Origin of the sequence: Micromonospora halophytica, assembly GCF_900090245.1 — a bacterium.
Lineage (GTDB): Bacteria > Actinomycetota > Actinomycetes > Mycobacteriales > Micromonosporaceae > Micromonospora > Micromonospora halophytica.
This window is the reverse complement of sequence record NZ_FMDN01000001.1, coordinates 502,829-524,924: the sequence shown is the minus strand read 5'-3', so window position 1 is coordinate 524,924 and position 22,096 is coordinate 502,829. Positions and strand designations below refer to the sequence as shown.

The window sequence follows — 22,096 nt, the reverse complement described above, 5'->3', positions numbered from 1 at the left end:
GGGGTCCGTGACGGGCGGTCGCCCGAAGGCGCAACTGTGGCGTGAACTGCTCCGCGCGCTCAGCGGCCGACGGGGCAGGTGGCCGGGGCGGGGCCGAGGGCGTCGGTGCCGACCGGCGTGGGCAGCCCGCAGGCGATGGCGGAGCGCAGCGCGTCGGAGCGCTTGCGGATCGCGTCCAGCAGGGCCAGCGACCGCCGGGTCCGCTCCCGCTCGGCGCGGTCGGCCCCGTCGAGCAGCCCGCTGACCGCCTGGCGCTGCCCGGCCACGAAGGTGTTCACCGCGTCCAGCCCGGCGGTGTCCGACCGCTGTGCCGAGGCGGTGGTGAGCAGGCGTACGCCCTGGCGGGTGTCGGCGTCCATGTCGTCCATCACCGCGCGGAAGCCGGTCAGGTCGCCGCGCAGGGAGGCGGCCTCGTCCAGCCGGGTGCGGGCGAAGTCGAGGAAGAGCTGGCCCCGGCTGAGGTCCGAGCCGGTCAGGGCGAGCTGGGCCCGTTCGGTGGAGCGCTTCATGCCGTACAGCGCGTCACCGGGGACCGCGTCCTCACTGGCGGCGGAGATGCCCGACACCGCGACGGCACCGGCGGCGATGCCGACCAGGATGGCGCCCCGGGCGCGGACCTGACGGGCGGTCACCGCGCCGAGCAGCGAGGCCCGGGTGCCGGCCGGTGCGGTCTCCGGCGCGGTCGCCGACGCCCGGCCGACGCCCTCCCGTTCCGCAGTGGCCACCAGCATGGCGCGCAGCCCGGTCCGGAACTCGGTGTCGACCTCGACGTCCGGCCGTTCCTCGGTGAGCTGCCGCCCGACCGCCACCAGGGCGGCGAGCTGGTCGTCGGCGCGGCACCGGACGTGGTGACGCCGGCCGCCGTTCGCCTCGTCGAGAAGCTGGGCGAAGCGTGCGGCCCGCCGACGGGAGAAGAGGTCGCTGTCCACCGCAGGCACCCCCTCTCGCTGTCCGGCCGGTCGGCCGTGGTCGTCGCCAGCGACCGGTGGCAGCGTGACGCCGACGGACGGCACGGGTGCCGACCGTCCGGGCCGGACCGGGTGGCCCGGGGACGCCGGGACAACCACGGGTCGCACCCGGAGAAACGGACCGCGCCGGGTGCCGGTTACGGGGCGGCGGAGGCGAAATCACCAAGAGTGATCGTCGTCACGGACGCCCGGACGTTCGCCGGCCCCGGGCAGGGGCCGGCGTGAGGGCCGCGTCAGGGCTGGAAGCCGTCCGGGAGCAGTCGGGCGAGGGCGCGGACGGCCCGGTACTGCAACGCCTTGATGGCTCCCTCGTTCTTGCCCATCGCGCGGGCGGTCTCCGCCACCGAGAAGCCCTGCAGGAACCGGAGCACGATGCACTCCTGCTGCTCCGGATTGAGCCGCTTGACCGCCGTCAGCAGGGCGACGTTGGTGATGTGCTCCACCACCGCCGCCTCCGGGCTGCCCTCCGGCCCGCGGTCCTCGCGGTCGGCGTCGAGCACGTCGCCGGTGGTCACCTCCAGCCGGTACCGGCCGGACTTGAAGTGGTCCGCGACCAGGTTCCGGGCGATGGTGACCAACCAGGCGCCGAGGTCCCGGCCCTGCCAGGTGAAGCTGCCGATCCGCTTGAGCGCCCGGAGGAAGGTGTCGGAGGTCAGGTCCTCGGCCAGTTGGCGGTTGCCGACCCGGAAGTAGACGAAGCGGAAGACGGTGTCGACGTACCGGTCGTAGATCAGGCCGAACGCCTCGGCCTCGCCGGCCTGCGCGCGCTCGATCAGCGCCCAGACCTCGGTGGCCGGGTCGGACGGGTCGGGCCGGCTCGGGAAACCGGTGCTCGGGTTGGTGGCGGCGGGCACCGCGGGGATGACGGCGGTGTCGCCGGCCGGCACGGCCGGGAGCACCGCGGTCTCGGCGCCGGCCGGGTCGGTCACGGCGGACGGTTCGCCGACCCGGCGACTCTGCGCCGGCATGGTGGGCCGGCTCGGTGCGACGATCCGGCCGGCGGGCGTCGCGTTGCCGCCCGGCACGGCCGGTCGGGTCGCCGCCTCGTTGTGGTGCAGCCGGCGGGAGCCGGGGTCCGTGCCGCGACCTGGCTCCAGCCGTTCGTTCGGCGATGTCCGGGGGGTCGGGCCGGTGAGCCCGGCGGGCCGTTCCGCGTAGCCGAAGGTGGTCATCGCGCCTCCCGGGTCCACTGCGCGGCCGGCCGGGCGGGTCGGCGACAGGTCGCTGCGGCGTCCGGTCCGCCGGGAACGGGCAGGGCCGTGCGGGGAGGTGCCGACGGGCGGCAGATCCCCTTGAGGTGCTGGTCCAATGCGCTCACAGGCACGGGGGCCTCCTCGGGCTGAGGGGTGTCGACTCACGGCAAATGGGGTGAGCCGACCCGAGTGATGATAGGGCCAACGTCACCCGCGCGTGGCAAGTCCGTTACACAGGGCCGAAGTATTTCCCCCTGCGTCGCACCGATGGCGGACCGGTTGTCCGTCGTGTGCGGTTGACTTTCACGTCACGACTTGATGTGGAGTGGAACGTCCTGCGGGCATGGTCCGACGGGGTGGTGCTGTGCCAGACTCAGCCACCGTGCAGGATGCCGCCGACAGCACCGCGCCCCACCTCGCCGACCGGCTCCGCCGCGCGGCCGCCGAGCACGGCGACCGCCCCGCGTTGCACTGGCGCGAGACCACGCTGACCTGGTCCGAACTGGACGTGCGGGTGACCGCGGTGGCCCGGGCGCTGGCCCGCGCCGTGCCGGCCCGGTCCGATCCCGCCGGAGCCGACACCGTGCCGGCCCGGGTGGCGATCGCCCTGCCCAACACGCCGGACTTCGTGGTGGCCTTCCTCGCCACGCTGCGCGCCGGGCTGGTCGCGGTGCCGGTCAACCCCGGCCTGACCACCCGGGAACTGCGGCATGTGCTCGCCGACTCGGGCGCCGCGCTGCTCCTGGCGACCGGGGAGGTCGCCGAGCGGGTGGCCACCGTCGCCGCCGACCTGCCGGCGCTGCGCGCCGTGCACACCACCCTGCCCGAGGAGTCGGGGGAGCCACCGGCACGCGGTGGGGGCGACCTCGCCGTACTGCTCTACACCTCCGGCACGGAGGGGCGGCCCAAGGGCGCGATGCTGTCGCACCGGGCGCTCGCGGCCAACCACGACCAGATCGACCGGATCGAGCCCCCGGTGGTCGGCCCGGACGACACCGTGCTGCTCGCGCTGCCGCTGTTCCACGCGTACGGGCTGAACTCGGGGCTCGGCGCCGTCGTCCACCATGGCGCGACCGGGGTGCTGGTGGACGAGCCGGGGCCCTCGTGCGCGCTCGACGAGATCGCCCGGCACCGGGTGAGCGTGCTGGTCGGCGTACCGTCGATGTTCCTCGCCTGGTCGGCGGCGGACGCCGACGCGGTCGTCGCGGCGCTGGCGTCGGTGCGGGTCGCGGTCTGCGGCGCGGCGCCGCTCGACCCGGCCACCGCGGCGCGCTTCACCGAGGTCACCGGGCATCCGGTGCACGTCGGGTACGGCCTGACCGAGACCGCGCCGGTGCTCACCTCGACCCTGGTCGGCGGGGAGCCGAAGCCCGGTTCGATCGGCCGGCCGCTGCCCGGCGTCGAGGTGCGCCTCGTCGGCCCGGACTCCGCCGACCTGTGGCGCGACGGCGTCGCCGAGCCGGACGACGACCCCGACGAGCCGTGGCTCGCCGACTCCTCGCCCGGCACCGACCCCGGCCAGATCGTGGTACGCGGGGCGAACCTCTTCACCGGCTACTGGCCGGACGGCCGGGGTGGACCGGACGCTGACGGCTGGTGGGCGACCGGGGACGTCGCCTACGCCGACTCCGACGGCGACCTCTTCCTGGTCGACCGGCTGGGCGAGCTGATCCTGGTCAACGGCTTCAACGTCTACCCGCACGAGGTCGAGCTGGTGCTCGACGCGCACCCGGGGGTGGCCGGCTCGGCCGTCCTGGGTGTGCCGCACCCCCGTACGGGTGAGACTGTGCGGGCGTACGTGGTGCCGGCGGCCGGGCAGCCGGTCACCGGCGAGGACCTGCTCGCCCACTGCGCGCGTAACCTGGCCCGGTTCAAGTGCCCGACCGCCGTCGAGTTCGTCGACGAACTGCCGTACTCGGTGATCGGCAAGGTACGCAAGACCCAGCTGCGGTCCGTCCCGGCCGCCCGCTCCCCGGAGGTGCCCGATGTCCAGTGACGCCCGGCTCGCCCTGATCACCCGGCCCGGCTGCCACCTCTGCGAGGACGCCAAGGCGGCGCTCGACCGGGTGGTGGCCGTGACCGGCGACCGGTGGGTGGAGAAGGACGTCACCGACGACATCGAGCTGGAGCGTGAGTACGGTGACCGGCTGCCGGTGGTGCTGCTCGACGGCAAGGAGCACGGCTACTGGCGGGTGGAGGAGGAGCGGCTGCTGCGGGACCTGACCACCCCGCAGCTGTGACCGGCGTCTACGGTGCATCGATGACTCCGACGCGCGGACACCTGGTGTGGGACTGGAACGGCACCCTGCTCGACGACCTCGGCCTGGTGGTGGAGGCCACCAACGTCGCCTTCGCCAGCGTCGGTGGTCCCTCGGTGACCGTGGAGGAGCACCGGGCCCGGTTCCGGCGGCCGATCGCCGCCTACTACGCGGACATGCTCGGCCGGGCGGTCGACGCCGAGGCGTTCGGCGCGTTGGACCGGATCTTCCACGACGCGTACCGGGCCGGGCTGACCTCCTGTGCGCTGGCCGACGACGCGACCACGGCGATCGCCGCCTGGCCGGGCACCCAGTCGCTGCTGTCCATGTGGTTCCACGACGAACTGGTGCCGACCGTGCACACGTACGGGCTGACCCCGCATTTCACCCGGGTGGACGGGCTGCGCGCCGCGGTCGGTGGCGGCTTCAAGGCGCAGTGGCTGGCCAAGCACCTGGCCGAGCTGGGCCTGGACGGTCGCGAGGTGGTGCTGATCGGCGACTCGATCGACGATGCCGACGCCGCCGTGAGCGTGGGGGCGCACTGTGTCCTCTACACCGGTGGCCTGTCGGACCCGGCCGGTCTGCGTGCCTCCGGTCACCCGGTGGCCGACACCCTGACCGAGGCCGTGACCCTCGCCACCACCCTGTCCTGACTCCTGTTCCCTCTCGGCCGCCCGCGGTCGGGCGGGCCCTCGGGGGTGGGGCCACCGTACGTGGTGATGAGGGGTACGCCACGTCATCGCGGAGCGCGCGTGATTGGTCAGAGAAGTCGGGATTGAGCAATAATCGCGCAGCGGCGCGGGCCAAGGCCGCCGGATCGATCTTGCAGAATGGAGGGCCTGGTGGAGGCGCGTCGCGAACCAGCAAGATCGCGATTTGTGCACGTCTTCACAAGCGCCTACCCTGTAGTTCCGACGCGCCCTGCTAGCACAGCCGGCAATCTCGGTCGCCAGCGGGAGTCCCGAAACGGTCGGTCACCGGCCGAGGATCGCACCGCACGGAGTCTCATGAGTCAGCACCGTCACCCTGGCGCGTCCGGCAGCGCCGGTGCCGTACCGGCGCTCCCGGACCTCCCGGAGGCGACCGTCGCGCGGCTCCCCGAATACCTCCGTGCCCTGCACCACCTCGCCGAGATCGGTCACGAGACGGTCTCCAGCGAAGGGCTGGCCGGCGCCGCCGGGGTCAACTCGGCCAAGCTCCGCAAGGATCTCTCCCACCTCGGCTCGTACGGCACCCGGGGCGTCGGCTACGACGTCGGGCTCCTGGTCGACCAGATCGAGTTCGTGCTCGGGCTCACCCAGCGGCGGGCCGTCGCCCTGGTCGGCGTGGGTAATCTCGGTCACGCCCTGGCCGGCTACGACGGCTTCGCCAGCCGCGGCTTCCGGATCGCCGCTCTCCTGGATGCCGACCGCGCCCGGGTCGGCGAGATCATCAACGGCCTGGTGGTACGGCACGTCGACGACCTGGCCGACGTCGCCGCCGAGGAGCAGATCTCGATCGGCGTCATCGCCACCCCCGCCCCGGCCGCCCAGGCGGTGGCCGACCAACTCGTCGCCGTCGGTGTCACGAGCATCCTCAACTTCGCTCCGTGCGTACTCTCGGTGCCGGAGGGCGTCGACGTGCGCAAGGTCGACCTCGCCATCGAGCTCCAGATCCTGTCGTTCCACGAGCACCGCAAGGCGTCCCTGACCGCGCTGCCGGCCACCGGCGGGTCCGCGCTCACCGCCCTGCCAGGTGGGCTCCCGGCCCCCGACACCCAGGAGGCGATCGGCACGTGAAACTGCTCGTCGTCGGCGCGTCCTACCGCACCGCTCCGGTCGCCACCCTGGAGCAGTTGGCGGTCGCCCCCGCCGAATTCACCCGCACCCTGGACCGGCTGGTCGCCCAGCCGTACGTCGCCGAGGCCGTGCTGGTCTCCACCTGCAACCGGGTGGAGGTCTACGCCGCCGTGTCCGGTTTCCACGGTGGCCTGGGCGACATCTGCGCCGTCCTGGCCGAGCAGGCCGGCGCCCCGCCGGCGACACTCGCCAACCACCTCTACGTGCACTACGACGGCGCCGCCGTCGACCACGTCTTCCGGGTCGCCGCCGGGCTGGACTCGATGGTGGTCGGCGAGGCGCAGATCCTCGGCCAACTGCGGGACGCGTACCACTGGGCCAGCGGCGCGGACACCGCCGGACGGCTGCTGCACGAGCTGATGCAGCAGGCGCTGCGGGTCGGCAAACGGGCGCACGCCGAGACCAACATCGACCGGGCCGGGCAGAGCGTGGTGACCGCCGCGCTGGATCTGGCCGCCGATCACCTCGACAGTGACCTCTCCGGCCGGCCGGCCATGGTGGTCGGGGCGGGCGCGATGGGCGCGCTGAGCGTGGCGACGCTCTCCCGGCTGGGCGCCGGCCCGCTCACCGTCACCAACCGGGGGGCCGACCGGGCGGTACGCCTGGCCGAGTCGTACGGGGCGAACGCCGTCCCGATGGCCGAACTCGTCGACGCGCTCTCCACAGTGGACATCGTAGTGGCCGCCACGGCGGCCGCCGAACCGGTCCTCACCCACGACGTGGTGACCCGGGCGCTGGCCCGGCGCGACCCCGACCGGGGGTCGCTGGTCCTGCTCGACCTCGCCGTGCCGCGCGACGTCGAGCCGGGCGTGGCCGGGCTGGCCGGTGTCGAGGTGATCGACATCGACCGGATGGCCGGCCTGCTTGCCGACGGCCCGGCCGCCACCGACGCCGCCGAGGTGACCCGGATCGTCACCGGCGAGGTCGAGGCGTTCCTGAGCTGGCTGCGCGGCGCGGACGTGGCACCGACCGTGGCGGCGCTGCGTGGCCGGGCCGAGGACGTGGTCGGCGCCGAGCTGCGCCGGCTCGCCCAGCGCCGACCGGACCTCAGCGACGACCAGCGCGCCGAGGTCGCCCGGACCGTGCACCGGGTGGTGCAGCGGCTGCTGCACCAGCCCACGGTGCGGGTACGCCAGCTCGCCGCGGAACCCGGCGGCGACCAGTACGCCGCGCTGCTGCGCGAGCTGTTCGACCTGGAGGTGCCACAGACCTCCCCGGTGGACACGGTGCCCGACGTGGTCGACACCGACACCACCCCGTACACCGGAGGTGAGCGATGAGCAGTCCCCTGCGCCTCGGTACCCGGGGCAGCGCTCTAGCGATGGCCCAGTCCGGCCAGATCGCCGAGGCCCTGACCGCCGCCACCGGCCGCCCGGTCGAGCTGGTGGAGGTGCTCACCGCCGGTGACCGCTCCTCGGCCCCCGTGCACCGGCTCGGCGTCGGCGTCTTCGTCTCCGCGCTGCGCGACGCGCTGACCGCCGGCACCATCGACTTCGCGGTGCACTCCTACAAGGACCTGCCCACCGCCGCGGCGGCCGGGCTGCACATCGCGGCGGTGCCGCCCCGCCAGGACCCGCGCGACGCGCTGGTCGCCAAGGGCGGTCGTACCCTCGCCGAGCTGCCGCCGGGCGCGGTGGTGGGCACCGGCGCGCTGCGCCGGATCGCCCAGCTGCACGCCCTCGGCCTGCAGCTGGAGGTCACCCCGATCCGGGGCAACGTGGACACCCGCCTGCGGCGGGTGCTCGGCCCGGACGCCGATCTCGACGCGATCGTCCTGGCCCGGGCCGGTCTGGCCCGGCTCGGACGGACCGACGAGATCACCGAGACGCTCGACCCGATGCTGATGCTGCCCGCGCCCGCCCAGGGCGCGCTGGCGGTGGAGTGCCGGGCCGACGACACGGACCTGGTCGAGCTGCTCGCGGTGCTCGACCACGCACCGTCCCGGGCCGCGGTCGTCGCGGAACGGGCGCTGCTGGCCACCCTGGAGGCCGGATGCTCCGCTCCGGTCGCCGCCTACGCCGTCGTCGCCGAAGGCGAGCCAACCGGCTCGGGTGCCGAAGGCGACGTCGTCCAGGAGATCTACCTGCGCGGGGCGGTGATCAGCCCGGACGGTACCCGAGACCTGCGGCTGTCCCGCACCGGAACGCCCGCCGACGCGGCGGAGATCGGCAAGGCACTCGCCACCGAACTCCTCGACCTCGGCGCCGACTCGATCCTCGGCCACGACGGAAGCACCGGCCCGGGGACCCAGCAATTTGGGAGCACAGAATGACCCGCACCCGTAAGCCCGTAGGCCGGATCGCATTCGTCGGGGCTGGCCCCGGCGACCCGGGCCTGCTGACCCGCCGGGCGCACGACGCCCTGGTCGACGCCGACCAGGTGGTGTACGACCGGGGAGTCCCCGAGTCGCTGCTCGACGTCGTCCGCGCCCAGGCCAAGGAGGACGCCCAGTTCACCCCCGCCGAGGGTGTGCCGGGTGACGTGGCGAAGGTGCTCATCTCCGCGGCCCGCTCCGGGCTGAACGCGGTGCACCTGGTCGCCGGTGACCCGTTCGGCCACGACTCGGTGGTCAAGGAGGTGCAGGCGGTGGCGCGTACCGCCGCGCACTTCGAGGTGGTCCCGGGCGTCGGGCAGGCCGAGGGCGTCGCCACGTACGCCGGTGTGCCGCTGCCGGGCGTACGCACCGCCGCCGACGTCGAGGACGTCGGCACGTTGGACTTCGACGCGCTCGCCGCCGCCGTCGGCCGGGGCTCGCTGGCGTTGGCCGTGGACGCCGGCGACCTGGCCGCCATCCGGGACGGCCTGCTCGCCGCCGGGGTGGACGGCACCACCGGCGTCGGGGTGACCGGCGACGGCACCGGCGAGACCCAGTACACCACCACGTCGACCGTGGACTCCTTCGTCGCGGCGGCGCTCGGCTTCACCGGCCGGGTGGTGCTCACCGTCGGTGAGGGCGTGGGCCAGCGGGACAAGCTGAGCTGGTGGGAGAACCGCCCGCTGTACGGCTGGAAGGTGCTCGTTCCCCGGACCAAGGAGCAGGCCGGCGCGATGAGCGCCCGGCTGCGCGCGTACGGGGCGATCCCGTGCGAGGTGCCGACCATCGCGGTCGAGCCGCCGCGTACCCCGGCCCAGATGGAGCGGGCGGTCAAGGGGCTGGTCGACGGCCGGTACGCCTGGGTGATCTTCACGTCGGTCAACGCGGTCCGCGCGGTCTGGGAGAAGTTCGCCGAGCACGGCCTCGACGCCCGCCACTTCGGCGGCGTCAAGATCGCCTGCATCGGCGAGGCGACCGCCGACGCGGTGCGCGCCTTCGGCATCCAGCCGGAGCTGATCCCGTCCGGCGAGCAGTCCTCGGAGGGCCTGCTGGCCGAGTTCTCGCCGCACGACGAGATCCTCGACCCGGTGGGCCGGGTGCTGCTGCCGCGCGCCGACATCGCCACCGAGACCCTCGCCGCCGGGCTCACCGAGCGCGGCTGGGAGGTCGACGACGTGACCGCGTACCGGACGGTGCGGGCCGCGCCGCCGCCCGCCGAGATCCGCGATGCGATCAAGTCGGGCGGGTTCGACGCGGTGCTCTTCACGTCCTCCTCGACCGTACGCAACCTGGTAGGTATCGCCGGCAAGCCGCATGCCCGTACCGTTGTTGCAGTCATCGGACCCAAGACGGCGGAGACTGCGACGGAGTTCGGCCTGCGGGTCGACGTGCAGCCCCCGCACGCCTCGGTGCCCGACCTGGTGGAGGCGCTCGCCGCCTACGCCGTCGAACTGCGGGAGAAGCTGGCCGCCATGCCGGCCAAGCAGCGCCGCGGCTCGAAGGTGCAGGGGCCGACCGCCTTGAGGTTCCGCTGACGGACAGGGAGGCTCCGCATGCCGTACCCCGAGATCCGGCCCCGCCGGCTGCGTCGTAACGCGGCCGTGCGGCGGCTGGTCTCCGAGACCCGCATCGACCCGGCCGAGCTGGTCGTGCCGATGTTCGTCAAGGAAGGGCTGGCCGAGCCGCGGCAGATCGCGTCGCTCCCGGGGGTGTTGCAGCACTCCCGGGACTCGCTGCGCAAGGCCGCCGTCGAGGCGGTCCAGGCCGGGGTCGGCGGCATCATGCTCTTCGGGGTGCCGGCGTCGCGGGACGAGTGCGGCTCCGGCGGCACCGACCCGAACGGCATCCTCAACGTCGCCATCTCCGACGTCGTCTCCGAGGTGGGCGACGCCACCGTCGTGATGAGCGACCTCTGCCTGGACGAGTTCACCTCGCACGGGCACTGCGGCGTGCTGACCGCGGACGGTGCGGTGGACAACGACGCCACGCTGGAGGCGTACGCCGAGATGGCGGTGGCCCAGGCCGCCGCCGGGGTCCACGTGGTCGGGCCCTCCGGGATGATGGACGGCCAGGTCGGCGTCGTACGCCGAGCGCTCGACGCCGCCGGCCACCAGGACGTGGCGGTGCTGGCGTACGCGGCCAAGTACGCCTCGGCCTTCTACGGCCCGTTCCGGGACGCGGTGGAGTCCGCGCTGGAGGGGGACCGGCGTACCTACCAGCAGGACCCGGCGAACCTGCGCGAGTCGCTGCGCGAGGTGGAGCTGGACGTTGCCGAGGGCGCCGACATGGTGATGGTCAAGCCGGCTCTGCCCTACCTCGACGTGGTCTCGGCGGTCCGCGCGGCGGTGGCCGTACCGGTCGCCGCCTACCAGGTCTCCGGCGAGTACGCGATGGTCGAGGCGGCCGCCGCGAACGGCTGGGTCGACCGGGAGCGGGTGATGCTGGAGACGCTCACCTCGATCCGCCGGGCCGGCGCGCAGATCATCCTCACCTACTGGGCCGTCGAGGCCGCCCAACTGCTCCGCGAGCGCTACTGAGCCACCGCCGAGCCGGCCTGCCGGTAGCTGACCACAGCCGTGTGTCCGGCGGGTTCGGCGGCTGGGGCCGAGGGGCACCTCCCCGTTCGCCTGTGCTGGGGACACCTTGACTACTCACCGTCACCTTCTCCGTCCGGGGGGACACTGTCCTTCGGACGCTTTGCTCTGCACCCGCAGACGCACCGGTCACGCCAGGTGACCGGCGCGTTGATGGGTGCAGAGCAAAGCGTCTCCCAGGTATCACCGGCTCGGATTAGCTCCACTCCGGTTGTTGCTGCTCACGGCGGTGAAGACGCCAGTGGTGGTCACCGTTGAGATCAAGCAGCCGACTCGGCCGATCACGCAGAGTGTCAGCGCACCTTGTGGGGTCGGCTGTCACGGAAAGTGATGCCAATGGCGCTGCCTCGTCGACAACTGGGTGTGGGGAGGTGTGCCGGGATGTCAGTGGCGGCGTGGCTCAGCGGACCGGGGGAAGCCACCATCTCCCGTGGTGCCGCGACGGTGGCGCCGAGGTTCCACAGCGCCCGGCGATATCCACAGCGCCCGACGTTGTCCACAGGCCGCTGACCCGGGGTGGCGGAGGCGCACCCCGGCCCACCAGGGTGACGGCATGGGCGAGCGGAGCGGTGGGAAGGACCACGAGGGTGACGGCACGGGCGAGCGGAGCGGTGCGGACCACGAGGGCGGCGCGGCAGGGCACGATCCGACCGCAGATCCGGGCGACCAGCCGGTCGAGCCGGGTCAGGATGCGCTGCCGGGCCGGCCCGGACGGGGAGCGGCGGAGGTGCCCTGGTCGGTCGCCGGCATCGTCCGCGCGGTCCGGCGGCGGGCCGACGCGAGTCAACGGGAGTTGGCCCGCGCGGCGGGACTGCACCACGCGACGGTGGGCCGGATCGAGGCCGGTGGCCTGATCCCGAGCCTCGACGTGCTGCACCGGGTCCTCGCGGTCGCCGGGCTCCGGCTGGTGGTGGTCGACGAGGCCGGGCGGGTGCTGCGTCCGATGCGGGACCGCGACGACACCCGGGACGGCGCCGGGCGGCGATACCCCTCCCACCTGGACACGATCCTCGACCCGGAGCCGGGCGAGTGGTGGGCGGACGTCTACGGGCTGGCCCGGCCGCCCGAGACGTACTACCGCAACCGCGCGGTGCGGGACGCGATGCGCCGACGCAGCCAGTGGGAGGTCCGCGTCGCGAAGTACCGGAACGTGCCACCACCGCCCCGCGTGCCGCGCCCCGACGACTGACGGCCCGCCGTCCGGGAGTGCACACCCCCGGACGACGGGCCGTCGTCGTACCTCGGACCGTCAGTCGTCGTTCGTGATGGTCCCGATCGCCAGCGGGTCGGCGAACCGCAGGGTCAGCGGCCCGGCGGCCGCGAACGCGATCCTCTCGTTCGCCTCCACCTTCCGGTCACCTCGGACGGTCACCGGGAACGCCAGCGAGGTCTGCCCGGCGGGCAGCACCCGGCAACCGATGTACGGGTCGAAGTCCGCGCCGGCCGTGGCGGTCAGGCCGACCGCGGCGGCGCAGAGCGTCGTCGGCTGCGACAGCGGGCGGGAAACGGTGACCTGGAAGGTCAGCGTGCTGTCGCCCTTGTCGCCCTCGACCACCGACGCGTCGGCGACCCGCAACGACGGCTGCGAACGGAACCGCGCGACCTGGGGATCGTGGTCGCTCGCACCACGCGACCCGTCACCGGTGAAGTCGGCCGGCCAGTCGGCGTTGACGTGCGCGGCCCGCACCTGCACCAGGTCGTCGTGCAGCGCCTCGTTGACGAACAGGTGGTCCAGCGTCTGCGCCGAGCCCTGGAAGCTGTACGAGTACGCCGCCGACGGGACGTCGGCGACCAGGTCGTCCCAGAGGTTGTGCATGCCGGCCGCGTAGAGCGGGGCGAGCTGGTCCGACGGGGTCGGGTCCGCTCCGGTGGCGATCGGGTCGTCCGGGCGGGGGAAGACGTTCAGGTCCCCGCCGTACACCACCCGGGCGTTCGGGTCCGACTCCTCGATCGCGGTGACGATCGCGGCGCCGTACGCGGCCTGCTCGGTGCGCTGCCCGACCCTCCTGTCCGGGCCGGACGAGTAGTGGTTGGTGACCGCGTACAGCAGGTAGGACTCCGACCCGCCCGGCGTCGCCTTCACCACGAACTTGCCCAGCTGCGGCGCACGGGTGAAGACGTTGTCGCCGTCCTTGCCGGTCGACGTGTCGGTGTCGGCCGGCAGCGTGGCGTTGAGCGCCTTCGGGTTCTGCACGTCCGCGTTGGACGGCAGCCCCGCCGCGCGGTACCGCACCGTCGGCGTCGCACCGAGCAGCGGGTCCGTGGCGGTCGCCCCGGCCAGCGACAGCCGGTCGGTGCGGTAGAGGAACGCGGAGACGATGCCGCGCTCGTCCGCGCCGGTCCGGTCGTACGCGGCCGCGTAGGCCGGGCCACCGGCGGCGGCGACGGCCAGCGCCAACTCCTGGAGGGTGTCCGGAGCGCCGTCGGCGTCGTTGGTGTCACCACAGACCAGCTCGGTGCCGGAGACGGAGCAGATGTCCTGGTCCTCGGCCTCCTGCACCAGGATCAGGTCCGGGCCGTGCAGGTCGTTGCGGATCTGGTCGGCGAGTGCCGCCAGGTGGTCCCGGTACTCCTGCTCGCCGGCCGGCACGTAGTTGAACGGCGGACGCACCCCCGGGCAGCCCGCGTTGCCGGCGAAGTCACAGCCGTCGAACGGGTCGTCCCGGTGGTCGTACAGGTTCTCCACGTTGTAGGTCGCGACGGTGAGCTCCCGCTGCCGGTCGGCCGGCTTCGGGGGGTTGTTCGCCGACGGGTCGGCACCGGCGGTGAGGGAGAGCGTCTCCGGCTGCACGCTGAACTTGCTGAAGCCGTAGGAGACCGCGCCGTACGCGTCGGTGGCGAGGGTGTCGAAGGTACGGGCCGGTGGGAGCAGCGTGGTCGAGTCACCGGCGGTGGCCTTGACGCCGCCGCCGCCGAGCAGGATCCGCTGGCCGTTGCCGTTGTCGAAGAGCCGGTCCGACACGTCGTCGAGCGGGTGCGCGTCACGGAAGACCCGGCGGGCGTACGCGTCGGTCCGCTTCATCAGCGGGTCCTCCCGGTCCACCACCCAGACCTCCGAGTCGGCGGTGGAGCCGAAGACGTCCCGGGGGCCGGTCACGCCGCTGCCCGCGCGGACCCGCAGCCGGGCGCCCTCGTGCCGCTCCCAGAACCGGTTCGCGTCGGCCACCTCGGCCGGCGGGACCGCGTCGGCCACCGCGACGGCGGTGTCCACGTCCAGGCCGGAGTCCAGCTTGCGCACCAGCGAGGCGCTGGAGAGCTGGGTCTGGTTGAAGTACTCCGAAACCCGGCCGCGCAGCACCACCTCGTCGCCGACGGTCGGCGCGTAGCCGCCGATCAGCGTGGTGAACGAACCCATGAAGACGAAGACGCCGTCCGAGGTGAGCGGGTCACCGTCCTCGGTGCCGATGCGGCTCTGCAGGTAGAAGCCGTGCTGGTCGGCGCCGGACGAGGTGCGGGCGAGCGACTTCTGGGTGATCACACCGCGCACGTCGTACAGCGTGGAACTGGTGCCGTTGCCGCTGGCCGGAGCGAGCGGCGAGCGGTCGGTGTGGCCGTTCTCTTCGTCACCGGTGCGCCCCTGCACCTCGCCCACGGAGAGCACGGTGGTGGCCCGCACGGTGAGCGTGCAGGTCGCGGTGCCGCCGTCGGCGTCGGTGGCGGTCAGGGTGACCGCGTACGTTCCGCCGGGCAGGCCGGTGGCGGTGACCGTGGCGGTGGCCGTGCCGCCGGTGGCGGTGGCCGGCGTGAACGCGGTACGGCTGATCGAGCCGGTGGCGGGCGTCGGGCTGACCGCGGTGACGGCGAGGTCGACGACGGTGTCGTCGGCGTCGGTGGCGGTGACCTCGCGGGTGGCGGTCGCGCCCGCCTCCAGCGTCAGCGTGCCGCAGTTCAGCGCGGCCGGCTGGTCGACCGGGCCGCCGTCGCCCACGGCGTGGCTGCCCAGACCGTCGAACGTGTCGGTGGCGAAGCCCGCCCACTGCACGGCCGGGTCGAAGGCGTCGGACGGCTCGGTGTCCCCGGTGGAGACCGACGGCAGCCGGCGCAACGTGTTGTCGGCGGTGCCGGTGAGCCCGGCGCCCCACTCGGTGCCCGGGTCGACGCCGACCTGGCCGATCGAGTCGAGCACGCCGCCGCCCTTGCGCAGCACGACCGCGTCGTCGCCGTTGAACAGCGAGGCGGCGTACGTCTGGTCGGCCTGGGCGAGGATCGTCGGGGCGGCCGACGAGGCGGCGAAGACGAACACGTCACCGGCGGCGACGGTGCCGTTCAGCGCGACGCTGGTCGGCGTGGTGGAGCCGTTGAAGTGGAACTGGAGCTGGTAGCCGCCGGCCGTGAGGTCGACGGGGGACCCGGTGCCGTTGAAGAGCTCGATCGCCTTGTTGTAGGACGAGCCCTCGACGTACTCGGAGATGAAAAGGTCGGTGGGCGCGGCGCTGGCCGCGGTCGGTGCGACGCCGATGACCGGAATGGTGACGGCGGCGGCGGTTGCGAGCGCGGCGAATCTGCGGCGCGGGCGCATGAGGCCTCCACGATGGGTGGACGTGAACTAACGCACGTTAAGGGTCGGTGCTGGCCGCCGTCCATCCCCCGGGGGGCGGTGTGGTGAATTCGTGGTCAGCGGGAGGCGTCGAGCCGGTGCACCAGCTCAGCGACGTCCACGCTGTATTCACACCACTCCCGGTCGGGGCGGTAGCCCAGCTCGGCGTTGACCTTCAGCATCGCCTCGTTGGCCTGGGCGTTCCAGGTCTGCACCTCACCCAGCTCGGGCTCGGCCGAGCGTAGCTCCAGCAGCATCCGGGCCTTGATCGCCCGGTCGATGCCGTAGCCCCGGTGATCCTGCACCACGATGGTGTCGTACTGGTCGGCGCGGGTGGGGTGCTGCGCCGGCACCACCACCTCGGTCAGCCCGGCCACCTGCCCGGTCTGCTCGTGCAGGGCCAGCACGATGTACGGCTTCATGCCGCGCCGGTGCAGCGTGTCCAGGCTGTCCCGCAGCCGCTGCGGGTCGTACGAGCTGGGGCGCAGCTCGCCGTCGTCGACGTCGCGCACCTCGGCCTTCGCCCGCGCGTACGCCTCGATCAGCTCGTCCGGCGGCCCGCCCGGGCAGAACTCCAGGTGGTAACCGGCGCCCACGCCGCCGGCCATCTCGGTCAGCGTCGGCCAGTCGACCGTGCGCAGGTCGAGCACGCTGCGGGTCTCCACGTACTCGCGAAGGAAGCCGAGCGACTCGTAGAAGGCGACGGCGGGGGTGTCGCCGACCACCTCGACGCCGATCGACTGGAAGCCCTCCTGGTAGACCCGGCGGGCCGCGGTCAGCACCAGCTGGCGGCCCAGGCCGGTGCGGCGTGCCGCCGGGTGCACCAGCACCTCCAGCACGCCGATGTCACCGAGGAGCAGCACGTGGACGTGGCCGAGGATCGGACCGGGTGCGCCGTCGGGGCCGGGATCGCCCTCGGCGACCCAGGAGATCCGCCGCTCGCCCGGCATCACCTCGGAGAGGTACTCCCGCAGGGAGCTCTCCCGCCAGGGCGGGTCCTGCGGGAGATCCGCCGCCAGGACCGCGTTCAGCGTGTCCAGCACGGACGCGATCTCGTCGGACGACGCGGTCCGGGGATCCCACTCGCGCACCATCACCCGTACAGCTTGCCGGTAACGGCTGCCCGGGGGAAGTGTCCGGTCCGGCAAAGTACGCGGACGATCACGTCACGTACGGCTGGCCCGGCCGTACTCGTTGGCCTTGTCGAACACGTCGGTGGCGTAGCGGCGTACGTCGTTGTAGGACAGGATCGCGCCCCACCAGTCGCCGGGGACGGTCATGTTCCGGCCACCCTTGCACAGGTACTTCCCGGCGGCCAGCGCCGCGTCGTCCAGGTCGTGCGGGTCCTTGCGGCCGTCGTTGTCGGCGTCGGCGCCGATCTCCTGCCAGGTGGTCGGGATGAACTGCATCGGCCCGATGGCCCGGTCGTAGGTGGTGTCCCGGTCGAACAGACCCCGGTCGGTGTCCCGGATCAGCATCCGGCCACCGTTGCCGTCCAGCGGGTCACCGATGATCTCCGGCTCGGCCCGGCCGGTCGAGCCGAGCCGGGCGCCGTTGGCCTGCCCGTGCCGGGACTCGACGTACCCGATCGCGGCGAGCGTGGTCCAGCTGAGCTGGCAGCTCCGGTTCGTCTCGGCCAGCACCAGTTCGGCGTAGCCGTACGCCTGCATCGCCACCGGTGAGACGCCGACCTTCGCGCCGGTGGTCTGCGCCCAGGCGGCGAGGGCGTCCGCCGGGCGTCCGGTGACCGGCCCGGCCGCCGGAGCGGTCGGTGTCGCGCCGCCCGGCGGCGGCGTGGTGGGCGGCAGCCCGACCGGCGGGGTCACCCCGGGCGGCACCGGCGCGACCGTGGCGCCGGGCAGCGCGCCCGGAGCGGGTACGACGACGGCGCCCGGCTCGGTCGCGTCCACGGCGACCGGCCTGGTCTGCCGGACGGCCGACGGGACCACGACCGCGCCGACCGCGCCGGTCGCGGCGACCAGCGCGAAGAGGAACAGCCCGGGCAGGGTCAGTCGGCCGCTCGGCCGGCGGGACCAGGCCCGGGTGGCCCGGGCCGCGCCGGCGACCGCCTGCCGGGGCGGGGGGAGCCGGACCGCGTGCGCGAACGGAATCCGCCGCCGCCTCCCGGGCGCACCCTTCGCCGTGCCGGCGTCGGCCGGGTCGCTCTCCGCCGTGCCGATCTTTGCCGGTTCGCCCCCGGCAGGCTCACCCGGGGCCGGCTCGGGCCTCGCGCCGTCGGGCCGGGCGGCGCCTGCCGTGTCGCCGTCGTCCGGGACGGGTCGGCGGGGCCGGGGCAGCGGGGCCGGCTCGGGCGCGGCGCCGGAGCTGCCGAGCGGCCCGTCGGGCGGTGTCGCGGGTCGCAGGGGCCGCACCGTCGCACTCTCCTCGCCGCTCACCCGTCGAGTATCACCCATGCCCGCCGGAGCGTCAGGCCCGGTCGTACGCTGGAGGCATGCCCCGGTACGAGTTCCGTTGCCGCGCCTGCGGCGACACCTTCGAGGTCAACCGCCCGATGGCCCACGCCGGTGAACCGGCGTCCTGCCCCCAGGGGCACGCCGACACCGTCAAACTCCTCTCCACCGTCGCGGTCACCGGCCGAGGTGGGGCGGGAACGCCCTCCGCCGCCCCGGCGCCGTCCGGCGGTGGTGGCTGCTGCGGTGGCGGTTGCTGCGGCTGACCGCCGCGCTCCCTGATCGACCACCTTGCCGGCTGCCTGGTCGGATGGCACCTTGAGTCGGACGTCGCCCGGCCGTTCTCACGATGCGTGACGACGCGACCATAGGGCAGCATGTACCCGACGTCAGGGCGGAGGTTCCACGCATGTCGCTACGGATCCACCTCCCGAGCGGTTGGGTGACCTTCGTCTTCACCGACATCGAGGGCTCGACCCGGCTGGCCCAGCTGCTCGGACCGGAGTACCGCCCCGTGCTGCGGGAGCATCGTCGGCTGCTCCGGGACACCCTGGCCGTGACCGACGGCGCGGAGCTGCTGACCGAGGGGGACTCGTTCTTCCTCGCCTTCCCCGACGCGGCCAAGGCGCTGACCGCCTGCCTGACCGCGCAGCGGGCGCTGTCCACCCACGACTGGCCGAACGAGGACGCCACGCCGCGCGTCCGGATGGGGCTGCACACCGGCTACGCGGAACCCCGCGACGGCGAGTACGCCAGCCCGGAGGTGCACCGGGCCGCCCGGGTCGCCGCCGCGGCGCACGGCGGGCAGGTGCTCTGCTCGGCGTCGACCGCCCGCCTCGCCGACCCGCTCCCGTCCGGCGCGACCCTGCTCGACCTCGGCCTGCACCGGCTGCGTGGCTTCGACGACCGGGAACGTCTCTTCCAGCTCGTCGCGCCCGGGCTGGAGCGGCAGTTCCCCCGGCCGCGGACCGCCGACGCGGTGGCGCACAACCTGCCCACCCAGGTCACCTCCTTCGTCGGCCGGCGGGCCGAGCGGGCCGAGCTGGACCTGCTGGTCCGCAGGCACCGGTTGGTCACCGTGCTCGGGGCGGGTGGCGCGGGCAAGACCCGGCTGGCCGTGGAACTGGCCTCCGGGCTGGTCGAGGCGTACCCGGACGGGGTGTGGTTCGTCGACATCGCCACGGTCACCGACCCGGGGCTGGTGGCGTTCGCGATCGCCGCGGTGCTCGGGCTGCGCCCGGAGCCGGGTCGTCCGATGCTGGACACCCTGGTCGAGTACACGGCCGCCCGCCGGATGCTGGTGGTGCTGGACACCTGCGACGCCCAGCCCGCCGCCTGCGCCGAGGTGATCTCCCGGTTGCTCGCCGGCGGTGGCGGGGTGCGGGTGCTGGCCACCAGTCGGGAGTCCTTCGGGCTGCCCGGCGAGGTGGTCTGGCGGATCCCGCCGCTCTCGGTCGACCCGCAGCCGGGGCGGGCGGAGAGCGACGCGGTGGCGCTGCTGCTCGACCGTACGGCGGCGGCCCGGGGCGGCCGGCCGCCGGACTGGGCCGAGGTCGGCGACCTGCACCGGGTGGTGCAGCGGCTGGACGGGCTGCCCCTGGCGATCGAGTTGGCCGCCGCCCGGCTGCGGGTGCTCTCCGCCGGGCAGCTCGCCGCCCGCCTCGACGACGTGCTGGGCGCGCTGGACGCCGGTCGGGTCGATCCGACGCCGCCGGTGGAGCACGGCTGGACGGGCAACCAGCAGGACACCGTGGACCTGGTCGCCGCGGCGGCCGGTGGCACGCCACCGTCACCGGCGCACCGGGCCGTGCAGCGTTCCGCCGTGGAGCGGCACCTCACCATGCAGGCGACGGTCACCTGGTCGTACCGCACGTTGGGGCCGCGCGCCTCGCGGCTGCTGCGCTGGCTGGCGGTCTTCGCCGGGCCGGTCAGCCTGTCCAGCGTGGAGTGGCTGCTCGACGACGACCCGCTCGACGCGCTGTCGGTGCTGGTGGACAAGTCGATGGTGCTGGCCGAGCCGTCGCCGGCGGGCAGCACGTACCGGATGCTCGACCCGATCCGGGCGTACGCGGCCCGGCGGCTGGCCGAGGCGGGCGAGGAACAGGGCGCGCGGGACCGGCACGTGGCCTGGTCGTCGTACGCGCTGGAGCAGGCCCATCTCGGGCCGGACGGGCGGCCGGTCACCCTCTCCCTGTACGCGCTCGACCCGCTGGCCGGGGAGCTGCGCGCAGCGCTGCGCTGGTGCGCCACCGGTGGTAGCGCCCGGGCCGGGCTGCGGCTGGCCGGCGGCCTGGACCAGTGGTGGCGGGAGCGTGGGTTGTCCCGGGAGGCCCGGCTCTGGCTGTTCCGGCTGTACGGGCGGATCGCCGAGACCGGCGAGCGGATCCCGGAGGCGGAGCTGGCGGCGGCGTACCACCTGCACTCGTTGCACGCCGGGGCGGACGGCGAGTTCGCCGAGGAGCTGCGTTTCTCCCAGCGGGCGGAGGCGGCGGCCCGGCAGGCCGGGGACGTGGGCCTGCTCGCCCGGGTGCTGGCCGGGCGGGCCGCCCCGCTGATCGACATGGGGCAGTTCGCCGAGGCGGAGCGGGTCTGCCGCGAGGTCATCGACTGGGCGCACGAGCAGGAGGTGGCCGGCGACGCGCTCTTCGCCGTCTACCTCCTGGCCGAGCTGCTGTGGCGGCGGGACGCGCTGGACGAGGCGGCCGAGCTGCTGGGCGGGGCCCGCCCGGTGGAGGCGGCCCGCCCGGTCGAGCGGGGCCGGCGGTCGGTGGACATGCTGCTCGGCATGGTGGCGCTGGCCCGCGGCGACGTGGTCGCGGCGCACGAGCACCTGCTGGTGGCGCTGCGTTCCCGGATGAGCCACGGCTACCACGGGCGGGCCTGCGACACGGTCAGCGCGGTGGCGGTGCGCTGCGCCACCGACCACCCGGTCACCGCGGCCCGACTCTTCGGCGCGGCCCAGGCCACCCGGGCGCGGCTGCGGGCCACCCCCGGCATCTACGGGCCGTACTGGCTGGAGCAGCAGTCCACGCTGCGCCGGAGGATCGGGGACGCGGCGTTCGACGCGGCGTACGGCGAGGGTGGACTGTTGGGCCTGGAGGAGGCGGCGGCGCTGGCCCTGTCGGTGGAGCACCCCGACCTGGGGGAGGGCTCGGTGCGCTTCCGTCCCTCCGGGACGGCGACGCCGCGTCCGGCCGGGCCGACCCGGTGGGAGCTGGGTCGTTGCGAGTGGGCCTGACCGCGTGGGCCGCCGTCCGCCTGGACGGCGCCGACGTGCACGCGCGGCTGCTGGTGACCGCAGCCGCGCGTGCCGGGCGGGGTCAGCCGCGCAGGGCGGCCCGACGCTCGGCGTCGGCCTTCATCCGGGCGGCGCGGTCGATGTCGGACTGCTGCACGGCGGCCACCGAGCCGAAGGTGCTGACCGCCTCGTAGTACGTCCAGGCGAGGCTGTAGCAGGCGGGCCGGACGACGACGTTGTACCGGGCGCAGACCCGCTTCAGGTCGGCGTAGAAGGCGCTGTCGAGCCGGGACTTGTTGGCCGAGAACTGCCCCATCGCCTTGTAGTTGCGGTAGCCGAAGTCGTGGCGGTAGCAGGAGAGGCTGAAGCTGAAGCCGAGCGGGTTGTCCGGGCTGGACGAGCAGTAGTCGGTCGACCAGTTGAAGGCGTACCCGGACCAGGCCGCCTTGTCCAGCCGGGCCGCGTTCCAGGCGTTGTAGCTGGTCGCGCTGGTCTGGGTCCAGCTGCTCAGCACGGTCAGCTTCTGTTGGGTGCTGACCGCGGCGGTCGCCGGGGTGGCGAGGCCGAGCGCGGTGAGCAGCGCGAGAGTGCCCGAGGCGAGCAGGGTGGCGAGGCGTCTGGTCACGTTTTCCTCCGCTGGGGGATGTGCGGTGTGGTGGCGGGTTGCCGGTGGGTCACGGGATGTCGGTCAGTGTCGATCGGGTTCGCGGCGGCCGGCCGTGGCGGATACGAATTATTGGTGACA

17 protein-coding genes are annotated in these 22,096 nt (G+C 74.0%); 11 read left to right on the top strand and 6 right to left on the bottom strand.

From position 1 onward, the window contains the following. Positions 1-59: 59 nt before the first annotated feature. Both GA0070560_RS02450 and GA0070560_RS02445 read right to left on the bottom strand, forming a co-directional pair. On the bottom strand, positions 60-929 hold the full coding sequence (locus tag GA0070560_RS02450; protein WP_091290907.1) for a DUF5667 domain-containing protein: 870 nt from the start codon (positions 927-929) through the stop codon (positions 60-62). Between the two features lie 272 nt (positions 930-1,201). Beyond that, on the bottom strand, positions 1,202-2,140 hold the full coding sequence (locus tag GA0070560_RS02445; protein WP_091290670.1) for an ECF subfamily RNA polymerase sigma factor, BldN family: 939 nt from the start codon (positions 2,138-2,140) through the stop codon (positions 1,202-1,204). Between the two features lie 364 nt (positions 2,141-2,504). Here GA0070560_RS02445 and GA0070560_RS02440 point away from each other — a divergent pair, with 364 nt between their 5' ends. From GA0070560_RS02440 to GA0070560_RS02400, 9 genes are all read left to right on the top strand, one after another. Then, positions 2,505-4,157, top strand: coding sequence for an AMP-binding protein (locus GA0070560_RS02440; protein ID WP_091290666.1), 1,653 nt, complete (start codon positions 2,505-2,507; stop codon positions 4,155-4,157). Continuing rightward, positions 4,147-4,401, top strand: coding sequence for a glutaredoxin family protein (locus tag GA0070560_RS02435; RefSeq protein ID WP_091290664.1), 255 nt, complete (start codon positions 4,147-4,149; stop codon positions 4,399-4,401). Before GA0070560_RS02440 ends, GA0070560_RS02435 begins: the two co-directional genes overlap by 11 nt. Before the next feature lie 20 nt (positions 4,402-4,421). Continuing rightward, positions 4,422-5,072, top strand: coding sequence for an HAD family hydrolase (locus GA0070560_RS02430; RefSeq protein WP_091290904.1), 651 nt, complete (start codon positions 4,422-4,424; stop codon positions 5,070-5,072). A gap of 354 nt (positions 5,073-5,426) precedes the next feature. After that, positions 5,427-6,197 carry a redox-sensing transcriptional repressor Rex gene (locus GA0070560_RS02425; RefSeq protein ID WP_091290660.1) on the top strand — a complete coding sequence of 257 codons (771 nt, stop codon included), beginning with the start codon at positions 5,427-5,429 and terminating at the stop codon, positions 6,195-6,197. Next, positions 6,194-7,537, top strand: coding sequence for a glutamyl-tRNA reductase (locus GA0070560_RS02420; protein ID WP_091290658.1), 1,344 nt, complete (start codon positions 6,194-6,196; stop codon positions 7,535-7,537). The genes GA0070560_RS02425 and GA0070560_RS02420 overlap by 4 nt, the downstream gene beginning before the upstream one ends. Further along, complete coding sequence (gene hemC / locus GA0070560_RS02415) at positions 7,534-8,529, top strand: hydroxymethylbilane synthase (protein WP_091290655.1); 996 nt, start codon at positions 7,534-7,536, stop codon at positions 8,527-8,529. The genes GA0070560_RS02420 and hemC overlap by 4 nt, the downstream gene beginning before the upstream one ends. Beyond that, positions 8,526-10,106, top strand: coding sequence for a bifunctional uroporphyrinogen-III C-methyltransferase/uroporphyrinogen-III synthase (locus tag GA0070560_RS02410; protein ID WP_091290652.1), 1,581 nt, complete (start codon positions 8,526-8,528; stop codon positions 10,104-10,106). The genes hemC and GA0070560_RS02410 overlap by 4 nt, the downstream gene beginning before the upstream one ends. Before the next feature lie 18 nt (positions 10,107-10,124). Further along, on the top strand, positions 10,125-11,108 hold the full coding sequence (gene hemB, locus GA0070560_RS02405) for a porphobilinogen synthase (RefSeq protein WP_091290649.1): 984 nt from the start codon (positions 10,125-10,127) through the stop codon (positions 11,106-11,108). Between the two features lie 610 nt (positions 11,109-11,718). After that, the gene (locus tag GA0070560_RS02400; RefSeq protein ID WP_091290646.1) at positions 11,719-12,354 is read left to right on the top strand and encodes a helix-turn-helix transcriptional regulator; all 636 of its coding nucleotides are present in this window, start codon (positions 11,719-11,721) and stop codon (positions 12,352-12,354) included. A gap of 60 nt (positions 12,355-12,414) precedes the next feature. Here GA0070560_RS02400 and GA0070560_RS02395 read toward each other — a convergent pair whose 3' ends face one another. The 3 genes from GA0070560_RS02395 to GA0070560_RS02385 all read right to left on the bottom strand — a co-directional run bounded on the left by GA0070560_RS02395 (position 12,415) and on the right by GA0070560_RS02385 (position 18,116). Continuing rightward, the gene (locus tag GA0070560_RS02395) at positions 12,415-15,684 is read right to left on the bottom strand and encodes a lamin tail domain-containing protein (protein WP_091290644.1); all 3,270 of its coding nucleotides are present in this window, start codon (positions 15,682-15,684) and stop codon (positions 12,415-12,417) included. 95 nt (positions 15,685-15,779) lie between these two features. Further along, a complete protein-coding gene (locus GA0070560_RS02390) occupies positions 15,780-16,796 on the bottom strand; it encodes a GNAT family N-acetyltransferase (RefSeq protein ID WP_091290642.1) in 1,017 nt (338 codons plus the stop codon). 72 nt (positions 16,797-16,868) lie between these two features. Continuing rightward, positions 16,869-18,116: a lytic transglycosylase domain-containing protein gene (locus tag GA0070560_RS02385; protein WP_091290639.1), complete on the bottom strand. Its 1,248-nt coding sequence runs from the start codon at positions 18,114-18,116 to the stop codon at positions 16,869-16,871. Between the two features lie 38 nt (positions 18,117-18,154). On the opposite strand from GA0070560_RS02385, the gene GA0070560_RS02380 reads away from it, so the two are divergent. Both GA0070560_RS02380 and GA0070560_RS02375 read left to right on the top strand, forming a co-directional pair. After that, positions 18,155-18,379: an FmdB family zinc ribbon protein gene (locus tag GA0070560_RS02380; RefSeq protein WP_091290636.1), complete on the top strand. Its 225-nt coding sequence runs from the start codon at positions 18,155-18,157 to the stop codon at positions 18,377-18,379. Positions 18,380-18,522: 143 nt separating this feature from the next. Continuing rightward, complete coding sequence (locus GA0070560_RS02375) at positions 18,523-21,351, top strand: ATP-binding protein (protein ID WP_091290633.1); 2,829 nt, start codon at positions 18,523-18,525, stop codon at positions 21,349-21,351. 82 nt (positions 21,352-21,433) lie between these two features. On the opposite strand, the gene GA0070560_RS02370 is transcribed toward GA0070560_RS02375, so the two are convergent. Then, on the bottom strand, positions 21,434-21,976 hold the full coding sequence (locus tag GA0070560_RS02370) for a phospholipase (protein ID WP_091290630.1): 543 nt from the start codon (positions 21,974-21,976) through the stop codon (positions 21,434-21,436). Positions 21,977-22,096 lie beyond the last annotated feature (120 nt).

What these genes read in the sequence shown, in the direction of transcription:
- GA0070560_RS02445 (WP_091290670.1), bottom strand. Translation starts at nt 2,140, where the DNA reads ATGACCACCTTCGGCTACGCGGAACGGCCCGCCGGGCTCACCGGCCCG.
- GA0070560_RS02440 (WP_091290666.1), top strand. Translation starts at nt 2,505, where the DNA reads ATGGTCCGACGGGGTGGTGCTGTGCCAGACTCAGCCACCGTGCAGGAT.
- GA0070560_RS02435 (WP_091290664.1), top strand. Translation starts at nt 4,147, where the DNA reads ATGTCCAGTGACGCCCGGCTCGCCCTGATCACCCGGCCCGGCTGCCAC.
- GA0070560_RS02430 (WP_091290904.1), top strand. Translation starts at nt 4,422, where the DNA reads ATGACTCCGACGCGCGGACACCTGGTGTGGGACTGGAACGGCACCCTG.
- GA0070560_RS02425 (WP_091290660.1), top strand. Translation starts at nt 5,427, where the DNA reads ATGAGTCAGCACCGTCACCCTGGCGCGTCCGGCAGCGCCGGTGCCGTA.
- hemC (WP_091290655.1), top strand. Translation starts at nt 7,534, where the DNA reads ATGAGCAGTCCCCTGCGCCTCGGTACCCGGGGCAGCGCTCTAGCGATG.
- GA0070560_RS02410 (WP_091290652.1), top strand. Translation starts at nt 8,526, where the DNA reads ATGACCCGCACCCGTAAGCCCGTAGGCCGGATCGCATTCGTCGGGGCT.
- hemB (WP_091290649.1), top strand. Translation starts at nt 10,125, where the DNA reads ATGCCGTACCCCGAGATCCGGCCCCGCCGGCTGCGTCGTAACGCGGCC.
- GA0070560_RS02400 (WP_091290646.1), top strand. Translation starts at nt 11,719, where the DNA reads ATGGGCGAGCGGAGCGGTGGGAAGGACCACGAGGGTGACGGCACGGGC.
- GA0070560_RS02395 (WP_091290644.1), bottom strand. Translation starts at nt 15,684, where the DNA reads ATGCGCCCGCGCCGCAGATTCGCCGCGCTCGCAACCGCCGCCGCCGTC.
- GA0070560_RS02390 (WP_091290642.1), bottom strand. Translation starts at nt 16,796, where the DNA reads ATGGTGCGCGAGTGGGATCCCCGGACCGCGTCGTCCGACGAGATCGCG.
- GA0070560_RS02385 (WP_091290639.1), bottom strand. Translation starts at nt 18,116, where the DNA reads ATGGGTGATACTCGACGGGTGAGCGGCGAGGAGAGTGCGACGGTGCGG.
- GA0070560_RS02380 (WP_091290636.1), top strand. Translation starts at nt 18,155, where the DNA reads ATGCCCCGGTACGAGTTCCGTTGCCGCGCCTGCGGCGACACCTTCGAG.
- GA0070560_RS02375 (WP_091290633.1), top strand. Translation starts at nt 18,523, where the DNA reads ATGTCGCTACGGATCCACCTCCCGAGCGGTTGGGTGACCTTCGTCTTC.